We start from the raw sequence: 11,714 nt of genomic DNA, 5'->3' as shown, positions 1-11,714 counted from the left end.
GCGGGGGTTGCGGGTGCAAGCGGTAGGGGTAACTTACCGTTCGTGGCCACTTACCATGACGCGCTCGACGCGCTCGGCGACCCGACGCGGCGTGCCGTCGTCAAGCGCCTGGCCCGCGGCCCCGCGTCCGTGTCGCAGGTGGCCGCGGACCTTCCCGTGAGCCGCCCGGCCGTGTCGCAGCACCTCAAGGTGCTGCACACGGCCGGGCTCGTCTCGTTCGAGACCGTCGGCACGCGCAACCTGTACCGCCTCGACGCGGCCGGGTTCGACGCGCTGCGCGGCTGGCTCGACGAATTCTGGACCGACGTGCTCGGCGCGTTCGCCGCGCACGCCGACCGCCCGAGCGGCACCGGCGCCGCTGCCTCGGGAACGGGTCGTACCGAGGGCGCCCACGAGGGGAGGTCGTGATGTCCACACGCGAGGAAGCGCTGCGCAAGGTGGTGACCCTGCCACCCGAGCCCGCGGTCGCGTTCCGGGTGTTCACCGACGGCATCGCCGGGTGGTGGCCGCTCGCCACGCACTCCGTCGGGCAGGACGCCGCCGGTGACGTCGTCCTCGAGCACGGCGTCGGCGGCCGGCTCGTCGAGACCCTCGCCGACGGCAGCGCCGCCGTCTGGGGCACGGTCACGGTGTGGGACCCGCCGCGCCAGGTCGCGTTCACCTGGCATCCCGGCACCACCGAGGCGGAGGCGACCCTCGTCGAGGTGTCGTTCCGTGCGGGTGCGGGCGGCACAGCCGGCACGGAGGTCGAGCTCCGGCACTCCGGCTGGGACCGTCGGCGCGACGGCGACCGGGGGCGGACCTCCTACGAGACGGGCTGGGACCTGGTCCTGGAGGCCTATACCCGCGCCGCGGGCTGACGCTGCCCGCGTCGAGGCCGGGGACCCTTCGCGTCCATGGGTTCGGCGGCCAAGAGTTCGGGGTCCGAAGAGAAGGCGCCGGCCGTCAGCCCGGCGCGGCCGGGCTGACCGCCGTTCTGACGTGCGCCGATGATCGGCCCATCGCCCGCGGAACGTCTGAGAAACTCTGGGCACCGACGCCCTCGTGACCCGATCGTTATGGGTCGGTGGCGCCGATTCTTTGACTTCGGGACTCGAAGGCAGCAACCTGTACCGCGGACCTGTTCGGTCGTCCGGGGACTCCGGATCGGCCGCACACCGGCGGCGATGGTCGGCGCCGGAGGACCCTCGAGGACGAGAAGGAGCGCGAGGATGCGACTCGCCAAGACGATGAGCGCCGTGGCCGGCGGAGCCGTGCTGACGCTGGCCCTGGCCGCCTGCGGCGGCTCCGGTGCCGGTGGTGGCGGCGACGAGACCGGTGCGGCCGGGAACGGCGACGAGGACGTGAAGGTCGGCGTCGCGATGCCGACGCAGACCTACGAGCGCTGGATCCAGGACGGCAACAACGTCAAGCGGGGTCTTGAGGACCTCGGCTACGACGTGGACCTCCAGTTCGCCAACGACGACATCCCCACCCAGACGCAGCAGATCGACTCGATGATCACCGAGGGCGTCGACGTCCTCATCATCGCGTCGATCGACGGCACGGCGCTGTCGAGCCAGCTCGACGCGGCCGCCGCGGCCAACATCCCGGTCATCGCCTACGACCGGCTGATCAACAACAGCCCGAACGTCGACTTCTACGTCACGTTCGACAACCACGAGGTGGGCGTGGCGCAGGCGAACGCCCTGCTGCGCGGCCTCGGGCTCGTCGACGAGAACGGTGAGAAGACGGACGAGAAGGGCCCCTTCAACGTCGAGCTGTTCGCCGGCTCCGCCGACGACAACAACTCGCGGTTCTTCTACGACGGCGCGATGGAAACCCTCAAGCCGTACCTCGAGGACGGCACGCTGACGGTCCCGTCCAAGCAGAAGGACTTCGACACGGTCGCCACGCAGCGGTGGGAGCAGAAGACGGCGCAGGAGCGCATGGACAACCTGCTGACCTCCACCTACAACGGTGGCACCAAGCTCGACGGCGTCCTCGCGCCGGCCGACCCGCTGTCGCGCGGCATCATCACCGCGCTCCAGGGAGCGGGCATGGGCCCGACCCTCGACGAGGGCCTGCCCGTCGTCACGGGCCAGGACGCGGAGATCGCGTCGGTCAAGCTCATCAACGACGGCGTTCAGTCCTCGACCATCTTCAAGGACACGCGCAACCTCGCCGACCAGGCCGTGACGGCCGCCCAGGCCTTCGCCGAGGGTGGCGAGCCCGAGGCGAACGACACCGAGACCTACGACAACGGCGAGAAGGTCGTCCCGGCGTACCTGCTGGACATCCAGCCCGTGTTCAAGGAAGACATCACGCCGGTGCTCATCGACACCGACTACTACACCGAGGACGAGGTCAAGAAGGGTCAGACCGACTGACCTGCACCCACACGGACGGGCCCGCCCACCGGTCGCCGCGACGGCGGCCGGGAACGGGCGGGCCCGTCCCGGTCGTCCACCGGGCCGTCCACCGGGTCGTCCGGAAAGAGCGGCCCGCACCCAGAAGGAGGGACGAGGGCGCATGCACGCACCCCACGTCATCGCGCGCACACCGGGGAGGCCGTCGTGACCGGCACCATCCTCGAGATGCGCTCCATCGTCAAGGAGTTCCCCGGCGTCAAGGCGCTGGACGGTGTCGACCTCGACGTCACCCGCGGCGAGATCCACGCCATCTGCGGGGAGAACGGCGCCGGCAAGTCGACGCTGATGAAGGTGCTCTCGGGCGTCTACCCGCACGGCAGCTACGACGGCGAGATCGTCTTCGACGGCGAAACTGCCGAGTTCGGCGCGATCAACGACTCCGAGCAGCGCGGCATCGTCATCATCCACCAGGAGCTCGCCCTGGTGCCCTACCTCTCCGTCGCCGAGAACATCTTCCTCGGCAACGAGCGGCGCGGTCGCGGCGGGCTCATCGACTGGAACGCGGCCAACAAGCAGGCCGCGACGCTGCTCGCCCGGGTCGGTCTCGACGAGAACCCCCTCACGGCGGTGGGCACGCTCGGCGTCGGCAAGCAGCAGCTCATCGAGATCGCCAAGGCACTCTCGAAGGAGGTGCGGCTGCTCATCCTCGACGAGCCCACGGCGGCGCTGAACGACACCGACTCCGAGCACCTGCTCGAGCTGCTGCGCCAGCTCAAGGAGCAGGGCATCACGTCGATCATCATCTCCCACAAGCTCAACGAGATCGCCGAGATCGCCGACCGCACCACGATCATCCGTGACGGGCGCTCCATCGAGACTCTCGACATGTCCGAGCCGGGCTCCACGCAGGATCAGATCATCCGCGGCATGGTCGGTCGCGACCTCGAGCACCGCTTCCCCGAGCGCAGCAGCGTGGTGGGCGACGAGGTGCTGCGGGTGGAGGACTGGAGCGTCTTCCACCCCACGCAGCCGGGCCGCAAGGTCATCGACGCGGCGTCGTTCCACGTGCGCGCAGGCGAGGTGATCGGCATCGCCGGGCTCATGGGCGCCGGGCGCACCGAGCTGGCGATGAGCATCTTCGGCCGCTCCTACGGCAAGAACATCACCGGCCACCTGTTCAAGGACGGCAAGGAGATCCAGGCGCGCAACGTGGCCGAGGCGATCGAGCACCACATCGCCTACGCCACCGAGGACCGCAAGGTCTACGGCCTCAACCTCATCGACGACATCCGGCACAACATCACCTCGGCGGCGCTCGGCAAGCTCGCGCCCCGCGGCTGGGTGAACGGCAACGAGGAGATCCGGGTCGCGGAGGAGTACCGCGGCAGCCTCAACGTCAAGACCCCGGACGTCCTGGCCAACGTCGGCAAGCTGTCGGGCGGCAACCAGCAGAAGGTCGTGCTGTCCAAGTGGCTGTACACCGACCCGGACGTCCTCATCCTCGACGAGCCCACGCGCGGCATCGATGTCGGGGCCAAGTACGAGATCTACACGATCATCAACAAGATGGTCGCCGCCGGGAAGGCGGTCGTCGTGATCTCGTCCGAGCTGCCCGAGCTGCTCGGCACCTGCGACCGCATCTACACGCTGGCCTTCGGCCGCATCACGGGTGAGCTCCCCGTCGCCGACGCGACGCAGGAGCGGCTCATGGAGCTCATGACCCTCGAGCGCGACCAGCCCCTGCCCACGAAGGAACTCTCCTCATGAACGCCATCGCCTCGATCCGGGACGTCATCACCCGGAACATGCGGCAGAGCGGGATCCTGGTCGCGTTCGTCGTGATCGTCGCGATCTTCGCGCTGCTCAACCCGATGTTCCTGTCGCCGACGAACCTCACGAACATCGTCCTGCAGTACACGTACATCCTGATCCTGGCGATCGGGATGCTCATGGTCATCGTCTCCGGCCAGATCGACCTGTCCGTCGGGTCGGTGGTCGCCCTGACGGGGGCGGTCTCGGCCGTCGTCGTCATCAAGAACGGCCTGCCCTGGTGGATGGGCGTGCTCGCCGCGCTGGTGGTCGGCCTGCTGGTCGGCGCCTGGCAGGGGTTCTGGGTGGCCTACGTCGGCATCCCTGGCTTCATCGTCACGCTCGCCGGCATGCTGCTCTTCCGCGGCCTCACCTACGTGGTGCTCGACAACATCTCGCTCTCACCGTTCGGCGGCACCTACTACGACATCGCCAACGGCTTCATGAACGGGATGCTGGGCGGCTACGGCGTGGACACGTTCACGCTCGTCATCTTCGCGATCGGGGTCGTCGGCTTCGCAGTGGCGCAGTGGCGCGGCCGGCAGGGCCGCATCGCCTACCAGCAGTCGGTGGAGTCGTTGCCGCTGTTCGTGACCAAGATCGTGGTGCTCGCCGTGGTGGTGATGTGGTTCGCCTACCAGCTCGCCTCGAGCCGCGGCCTGCCGATCGTGCTCATCATCCTGGCCGTGCTGACGATCGCCTACACCCTGGTCACGCAGAAGTCGGTGTTCGGCCGGCACGTCTACGCCGTGGGCGGCAACCTGCACGCCGCGCAGCTGTCGGGCGTCAAGGTCAGGAAGATCAACTTCTGGGTCTTCGTGAACATGGGCCTCCTCGCCGCGGTCGCGGGCATCGTGTACTCCTCGCGCGTGAACAGCGCGCAGCCCAGCGCGGGCAACATGTTCGAGCTCGACGCCATCGCCGCCTGCTTCATCGGTGGCGCGTCCACCTCGGGCGGTGTCGGCCGCGTGGGCGGCGCCCTCATCGGCGGCCTGATCATGGCGGTCATGTCGAACGGCATGCAGCTCATGGGCGTGCCGACCTCGGTGCAGCCCATCGTCAAGGGCCTCGTGCTACTGCTCGCCGTCGCGTTCGACATCTTCAACCGTCGCCGCGCCGCGGCGCTGCGCTGAGGACGACGGCCACCACGGCGCGCGGGACGGCGGACGTACGCCGGCCCGCGCGCCGTCGCACCATAGACTCCCCGGCGTGAGAGGACGGCTGCCGATGGTGGGTTCGCAGTCCTCGCTGCGCGAGGCCAACCGGGCCCGCGTCGTCGACGCCGTGAAACGGCACGGCGGGCTTACGCAGGTGGAGCTCTCGGGCGCCACCGGGCTGTCGCCCGCCACCGTGTCGACGATCGTCAAGGAGCTCGTCGCCGCGGAGCTCGTCGAGGTCCGCAACACCGTCCGCTCGGGCCGGCGCGCGCAGCTCGTCACGCTGTCGCACCGGGTGGGGCTCGTCGCGGGTGTGCTGGTCGGAACCCGGCACCTGACCGTCGCCGTGGCGGACGTGTCGCACGAGATCCTCGCGGAGCAGGTGCTGCCCCTGCCCGCGGAGCACCGGGCAGACACCAGCCTCGACCGCGCCGCGCTGCTCGTCGTCGACCTGCTGGAACGGGTCGGCGCCGAGCTCCCGGAGGTGCTCGGCATCGGGCTGGGGCTGCCGGCGCCCGTCGACGCGTCCAGCGGCCAGGTCACCGTGCGGGGCATCCTGCGCGGCTGGGACGGCGTGCCGGTGGCGCAGGTGCTGTCGAAGCGCCTGGCGAGGCCCGTGTTCGTGGACAACGACGCGAACCTCGGTGCGCTGGCCGAGAGCACCGTGGGCGCGGCGCGGGAGGTGCACGACGCGCTGTACGTGCGCGCCGGCCACGGCGTCGGCGCGGGGATCGTCCTGGCCGGCCGGGTGCACCGCGGCGTCGCGGGCACGGCCGGCGAGATCGGGCACGTCCAGGTGGACCCGGCAGGCATCATCTGCTCGTGCGGCAGCCGCGGCTGCCTCGACACGGTGGTGGGGGACAGGGCCCTGCTCGAGCCGCTGCGCAGCAGCTACGGCCACCTCACACTGAACGACGTGGTCCGGCTGGCCAGCGACGACGACCCGGGGTGCCGAGAGATCGTGGCGGACGCCGGCGCGGTGATCGGCGGCGTCGTCGCGGGGCTCGCGACCACGCTCAACCCGGAGCTGGTGGTGGTCGGCGGCGTGCTCGCGACCACCGGCGAGGTGTTCCTCGGCCCGTTGCGGGACGCGCTGCGACGGCGCACGCTGCTGCACCAGGTGACCCCGCTCGAGGTGGTGCCCGCGGCGCTCGGGGCGCGCGCCGAGCTCGAGGGGGCGCTCGCGCTCGCTCTGCAGCACACGGACCTGCTCGACCAGCCCGACGACGGCCTGCTCGGGCGTCCGGTGACCGTGGCGCAGGCCCAGCCCGCACAGGCCGCGCTGGGGCAGACGACACGGAGGGTGAACCGGTGAGGGGACGGACGCCGTTGCTCGCGCTGCGGCAGGTCAGCAGGTACTTCGGCGCCGTCGAGGCCCTCGTGGACGTGCACCTCGAGGTGCACCCGCACGAGGTGGTCGCCCTGGTCGGGGACAACGGGGCGGGGAAGTCGACCCTCGCCCAGATCGTCGCGGGCGTGCTCACCCCGAGCTCGGGGCAGGTGGAGATCGACGGCGAGCCGGTGACGATCTCGTCGCCGACCGCGGCGAACCGGCTGGGCGTGGCGAGCGTGTTCCAGGATCTCGCGGTGTGCGAGAACCTGGACGTCACGGCGAACGTCTTCCTGGGGCAGGAGCTGCGGGGGCGCGGCGGCCTGCTGCACGACGGCCGCATGGAGACCCAGACCCGCGAGCTGCTGGAGCACCTCACGGTGCGGATCCCGTCGGTGCGCACGCCGCTGCGCCACCTCTCGGCCGGGCAGCGGCAGGCCGTCGCCATTGCTCGCACGCTCATCGGCCAGCCGCGCATCGTCGTCCTCGACGAGCCCACGGCGGCGCTCTCGGTGGCGCAGACGGCCGAGGTGCTGACGCACATCCAGCGGCTGCGCGAGCTGGGGCTGGGGGTGGTGCTCATCAGCCACAACCTCAACGACGTCCGGGCGGTCTCCGACCGCATCGAGGTGCTGCGCCACGGCCGCAACAACGGCAGCTTCCCCGCGTCCGCGGCGCACGAGGAGATTCTCGCGGCCATCACGGGCGCGTCGTGAGCGATGCTGGTCCCGACGCGGGGCGGGGTGGAAGGTCACGACCGTGACACGAGTTGCGTTCGGAAGTTGACGACAAGAAACAGGCCGGTCTACCGTCGCCGGTGCGTTGCTTACCGGGCTGTCACTGCTGACGGCTCGTCGCTCGAAGGAGAGTTCATGCCCGATCGTCATGCCGTGCTCGAGATGCGGTCCATCACCAAGGAGTTTCCGGGCGTCCGGGCCCTGGACGACGTCTCGCTCGAGGTCGGCGCGGGCGAGATCCACGCGATCTGCGGTGAGAACGGCGCGGGGAAGTCCACGCTGATGAAGGTGCTCTCGGGCGTCTACCCGCACGGCAGCTACACCGGCGAGATCGTCTACCAGGGCGAGGTCGTCGAGTTCAAGGACATCCGGTCGAGCGAACACGCCGGGATCGTCATCATCCACCAGGAGCTCGCGCTCATCCCCGAGCTCTCCATCACGGAGAACATCTTCCTCGGTAACGAGGTGCGGGGCAGGATCGGCATCGACTGGGATACCGCGCGCCAGCGGTCCACGGAGCTGCTCGCCCGCGTGGGCCTGCGGGCCTCGCCCGACACGCTGGTCAAGAACCTCGGCGTCGGGCAGCAGCAGCTGGTCGAGATCGCCCGCGCACTGGCGAAGGACGTCAAGCTGCTCATCCTCGACGAGCCGACCGCGGCGCTCAACGAGGACGACTCCGAGCACCTGCTGGACCTCCTGCGCGGGCTGCGCGCCAAGGGGCTGACCAGCATCATGATCTCCCACAAGCTCAACGAGATCGAGGAGATCGCCGACTCGATCACGATCATCCGCGACGGCCAGACGGTCGAGACTCTCGACGTCCGCTCCGGCGGCATCAACGAGGACCGGATCATCCGGGGCATGGTCGGCCGCTCCCTCGCGTCGCGGTTCCCCGACCACACCCCGAAGATCGGCGAGAACTTCTTCGAGGTCGACGGCTGGACCGTGGAGCACCCGGAGATCCCGGGCCGGCTGGTGTGCAAGCAGTCCAGCTTCCACGTGCGCCGGGGCGAGATCGTGGGCTTCGCCGGGATCATGGGCGCCGGCCGCACCGAGCTCGCCCGGTCCCTCTTCGGCCGCACCTACGGCCGTTACATCTCCGGGACGATCCGCATGCACGGCAAGGCGATCTCGGTGCCCGACGTGCTGTCCGCCATCCGGCACCGGATCGCCTACGTCTCCGAGGACCGCAAGACGCTGGGCCTCAACCTGCTCGACACGATCCAGCAGACGATCGTCTCGGCGGACCTGCCGAGGGTGTCGAAGGGCCCGGTCATCGACCACGACCGCGCCTTCCTCGCCGCCGAGGAGTACCGCAAGTCGTTGGGGGTCAAGGCGCCCAGCGTGCGCGACGGCGTGTCGACGCTCTCAGGCGGCAACCAGCAGAAGGTGCTGCTCGCCAAGTGGATGTTCACCGAGCCTGAGCTCCTCATCCTCGACGAGCCCACGCGCGGCATCGACGTCGGCGCCAAGTACGAGATCTACGGCCTCGTGCAGCGCCTCGCCGACCAGGGCAAGGGCGTCGTCGTCATCTCCTCCGAGCTCCCCGAGCTCCTCGGCCTCTGCGACCGGATCTACACCGTCTTCGAGGGGCGGGTGACCGGCGAGCTGTCCCGCGAGGACGCCACGCAGGAGGAGCTCATGCGCCTCATGACCGGCGCGCCGACGGCCGCCGCGCGCTGACCAGACCCATCCACCAGAAGGAACTCACGACGATGTCGTCACTCAAGCAGCTGTTCGGCGGGGGGCTCCGCCAGTACGGCATGGTGATCGCGCTTCTCGCGCTCATCGCGTTCTTCCAGTGGCGGACCGGCGGGCTCGTGCTCACGCCGTCCAACGCGCAGAACATCATCATCGGGAACTCCTACATCCTCATCCTCGCGATCGGGATGGTCCTGGTGATCATCGCCGGGCACATCGACCTGTCGGTCGGGTCGGTGGCCGCGGTCACGGGCATCATCGTCGCCATCGCGCTGCGCGACTGGGGGATCCCCTGGTGGGCGGGCATCCTGCTCGGCCTGGCCGTCGGGGCCGCGATCGGCGCGTGGCAAGGGTTCTGGGTCGCGTACGTGGGCATCCCGGGATTCATCACGACGCTCGCCGGCATGATGCTGTTCCGCGGGCTCAACCAGCGCATCGGCCACTCGTCGACGGTGCCGGTGCCGGAAGAGCTCCAGCAGCTCGGCGCGGGCTACATGGGCGAGTGGGGTCCGAACACCGGCCTCAACAACTCCACCCTCGTGCTGGGCGTCCTGGCGATCGCCGCGGTGGTCTGGTCCGAGCTGCGGCGCCGGGCGCGCGCCTCGCGGCTCGGGCTCGAGCAGCCGCCGGTCTGGGTCGCGGCCGTGCGGATCGTCGTCGTCGCCGCCGTGATCGCCTACGTGACCTTCCTGTTCGGCAGCGGCCGGTACGGCACCTCGTTCCCGATCCCCGGTGTCGTGCTCGCCGCGCTCGTCATCCTCTACAACTTCATCGCGTCGCGCACCATCGGCGGGCGCCACGTCTACGCCGTCGGCGGCAACCGGGCCGCCGCGGCGCTCTCCGGGATCAACATCCGTCGCGTGAACTTCTTCGTGATGATGAACATGTCGATCCTCGCCGCGCTCGCCGGGATGGTCTTCGTCGGTCGGGCGACGGCTTCGGGGCCCTCCGACGGCAACATGTGGGAGCTCGACGCCATCGCGGCCGTGTTCATCGGCGGCGCCGCGGTCTCCGGCGGCGTCGGCACCGTGGTCGGGTCCGTCATCGGTGGCCTCGTCATGGCGGTGCTCAACAACGGTCTGCAGCTCATGGGCGTCGGCTCCGACACCACGCAGATCATCAAGGGCCTGGTCCTCCTGGTCGCCGTGGCCTTCGACGTGCACAGCAAGGTCACCGGGCGCCCGTCGATCATCGGGTTGGTGTTCCCGTGGCTCGGGCGGAAGAAGGAGACCGGCGCGACCCCCGGCACCGACGAGACCGCGCCGGAGGTGCCGGTCTCCGGCGGCGCCGGTAGCCGCCCCTGACGCCGGCACCCGCACATCTCGCCGGCGCCCGCCGGCGTCGCTAGTCCAGATCGTCCACACCACACGGCACCCGACGAGGGATGGCGTACAGAGAAAGTTGGACCCCATGAAGACCAAGTTCGCTACGGGGCTCGTGGCCCTGGCGGCGGTGAGCGCTCTGGCGCTGTCCGGCTGCGGCTCCTCCGACCGCGGCGGCGAGACGCCCGCCGAGGGGGGCGAGTCCGCGGCGTCCGGCTTCGAGGACGGCGCCAAGATCGGCGTCGCCCTGCCACAGAAGACGTCGGAGAACTGGGTGCTCGCCGAGAACCTGTTCAACGACGGGCTGACGGAGGCGGGCTACGAGCCGATCGTGCAGTTCGCCAACGGCGGCGTCTCGGAGCAGCAGAACCAGATCCAGGCCATGATCCAGCAGGGCGTCAACGTGCTCGTCGTGGGCGCGATCGACGGCTCCCAGCTCGGCAGCCAGCTCGAGGCCGCCAAGAGCGCGGGTATCCCGGTCATCGCGTACGACCGCCTGCTGCAGAACACGGACGCCGTCGACCTCTACGTGGCGTTCGACAACTTCCACGTCGGCGAGCTCCAGGGTCAGGCGCTGCTCGAGGGCCTCGCCGCGCGCAAGGGCGACGGCCCGTACAACATCGAGCTCATCGCGGGCTCGCCCGACGACGCGAACTCGAAGCCGTTCTTCGAGGGCGCGATGAGCGTGCTCCAGCCGAAGATCGACGACGGCACCCTCGTCGTCAAGTCGGGCCAGACCACCCAGCAGCAGGCCTCCACCCAGGGCTGGGAGGCGGAGAACGCCCAGAACCGCATGGACACGATCCTGTCCGGCAACTACAAGGACGACGACCTCCACGGTGTCCTGTCGCCGAACGACACGCTGGCGCGCGCGGCGCTGACGTCGGCCAAGCAGGCTGGCAAGGACGTCCCGGTCATCACCGGCCAGGACTCCGAGGTCGAGTCCGTGAAGTCGATCATGGCGGGCGAGCAGTACTCCACGATCTACAAGGACACGCGTGAGCTGGTCGGCGCGACGATCGGCGCCGTCGACTCCTACAAGGCGGGGGAGGACCCCGAGGTCACCGACACCGAGTCGTACGACAACGGCGTCAAGGTCGTCCCGGCCAATCTCCTGGAGCCGGTCATCGTGACCAAGGAGAACGCCGAGGAGGTCTACGCCGGCGACCCGACGCTGGAGGACCTCTTCAAGTGATCGACTGAGCCGGCGTCCGCGCCGACACGCACGACGGCGGTGGGGTGTGGTTTCCGACAAAGGGGACCACCCCCCCCCCTTCGTTTTTTTGTGGTCCCCCTCTCCCCCCCCT

The 11,714-nt window shown here is 69.8% G+C and carries 10 protein-coding genes; all 10 read left to right on the top strand.

Annotation, left to right across the window (positions count from 1 at the left end):
• Positions 1-42 precede the first annotated feature (42 nt).
• The 10 genes from AC1C2W_RS08815 to AC1C2W_RS08770 all read left to right on the top strand — a co-directional run bounded on the left by AC1C2W_RS08815 (position 43) and on the right by AC1C2W_RS08770 (position 11,602).
• Positions 43-408 (top strand): ArsR/SmtB family transcription factor, encoded by a 366-nt coding sequence (locus AC1C2W_RS08815; protein ID WP_495388503.1) that lies wholly within the window; start codon positions 43-45, stop codon positions 406-408.
• Positions 408-860, top strand: coding sequence for an SRPBCC domain-containing protein (locus AC1C2W_RS08810; protein WP_495412903.1), 453 nt, complete (start codon positions 408-410; stop codon positions 858-860). Before AC1C2W_RS08815 ends, AC1C2W_RS08810 begins: the two co-directional genes overlap by 1 nt.
• A gap of 351 nt (positions 861-1,211) precedes the next feature.
• On the top strand, positions 1,212-2,369 hold the full coding sequence (gene chvE / locus AC1C2W_RS08805) for a multiple monosaccharide ABC transporter substrate-binding protein (protein WP_495388501.1): 1,158 nt from the start codon (positions 1,212-1,214) through the stop codon (positions 2,367-2,369).
• A gap of 207 nt (positions 2,370-2,576) precedes the next feature.
• A complete protein-coding gene (gene mmsA / locus AC1C2W_RS08800) occupies positions 2,577-4,118 on the top strand; it encodes a multiple monosaccharide ABC transporter ATP-binding protein (RefSeq protein ID WP_495389119.1) in 1,542 nt (513 codons plus the stop codon).
• Positions 4,115-5,293: a multiple monosaccharide ABC transporter permease gene (gene mmsB / locus AC1C2W_RS08795; protein ID WP_495388500.1), complete on the top strand. Its 1,179-nt coding sequence runs from the start codon at positions 4,115-4,117 to the stop codon at positions 5,291-5,293. The genes mmsA (AC1C2W_RS08800) and mmsB (AC1C2W_RS08795) overlap by 4 nt, the downstream gene beginning before the upstream one ends.
• Positions 5,294-5,387: 94 nt before the next feature.
• A complete protein-coding gene (locus tag AC1C2W_RS08790) occupies positions 5,388-6,632 on the top strand; it encodes an ROK family transcriptional regulator (RefSeq protein ID WP_495389118.1) in 1,245 nt (414 codons plus the stop codon).
• On the top strand, positions 6,629-7,363 hold the full coding sequence (locus tag AC1C2W_RS08785; protein WP_495388499.1) for an ATP-binding cassette domain-containing protein: 735 nt from the start codon (positions 6,629-6,631) through the stop codon (positions 7,361-7,363). Before AC1C2W_RS08790 ends, AC1C2W_RS08785 begins: the two co-directional genes overlap by 4 nt.
• A gap of 156 nt (positions 7,364-7,519) precedes the next feature.
• Positions 7,520-9,067: a multiple monosaccharide ABC transporter ATP-binding protein gene (gene mmsA / locus AC1C2W_RS08780; RefSeq protein WP_495388498.1), complete on the top strand. Its 1,548-nt coding sequence runs from the start codon at positions 7,520-7,522 to the stop codon at positions 9,065-9,067.
• A 32-nt stretch (positions 9,068-9,099) separates the two neighbouring features.
• Positions 9,100-10,389, top strand: coding sequence for a multiple monosaccharide ABC transporter permease (gene mmsB, locus AC1C2W_RS08775; RefSeq protein ID WP_495388497.1), 1,290 nt, complete (start codon positions 9,100-9,102; stop codon positions 10,387-10,389).
• Between the two features lie 106 nt (positions 10,390-10,495).
• Positions 10,496-11,602: a substrate-binding domain-containing protein gene (locus tag AC1C2W_RS08770; protein WP_495388496.1), complete on the top strand. Its 1,107-nt coding sequence runs from the start codon at positions 10,496-10,498 to the stop codon at positions 11,600-11,602.
• Positions 11,603-11,714 lie beyond the last annotated feature (112 nt).

It is taken from the genome of Isoptericola sp. Y581 (assembly GCF_059445475.1).
Note: the sequence above shows the minus strand (reverse complement) of the source record. Positions and strands in the feature narration are given on the sequence as shown.

Excerpts from the sequence above, each read along its gene's own strand:
- mmsA (WP_495389119.1), top strand. The coding sequence starts at position 2,577 with ATGCGCTCCATCGTCAAGGAGTTCCCCGGCGTCAAGGCGCTGGACGGT.
- mmsB (WP_495388497.1), top strand. The coding sequence starts at position 9,100 with ATGTCGTCACTCAAGCAGCTGTTCGGCGGGGGGCTCCGCCAGTACGGC.
- mmsB (WP_495388500.1), top strand. The coding sequence starts at position 4,115 with ATGAACGCCATCGCCTCGATCCGGGACGTCATCACCCGGAACATGCGG.
- chvE (WP_495388501.1), top strand. The coding sequence starts at position 1,212 with ATGCGACTCGCCAAGACGATGAGCGCCGTGGCCGGCGGAGCCGTGCTG.
- mmsA (WP_495388498.1), top strand. The coding sequence starts at position 7,520 with ATGCCCGATCGTCATGCCGTGCTCGAGATGCGGTCCATCACCAAGGAG.
- AC1C2W_RS08790 (WP_495389118.1), top strand. The coding sequence starts at position 5,388 with ATGGTGGGTTCGCAGTCCTCGCTGCGCGAGGCCAACCGGGCCCGCGTC.
- AC1C2W_RS08810 (WP_495412903.1), top strand. The coding sequence starts at position 408 with ATGTCCACACGCGAGGAAGCGCTGCGCAAGGTGGTGACCCTGCCACCC.
- AC1C2W_RS08770 (WP_495388496.1), top strand. The coding sequence starts at position 10,496 with ATGAAGACCAAGTTCGCTACGGGGCTCGTGGCCCTGGCGGCGGTGAGC.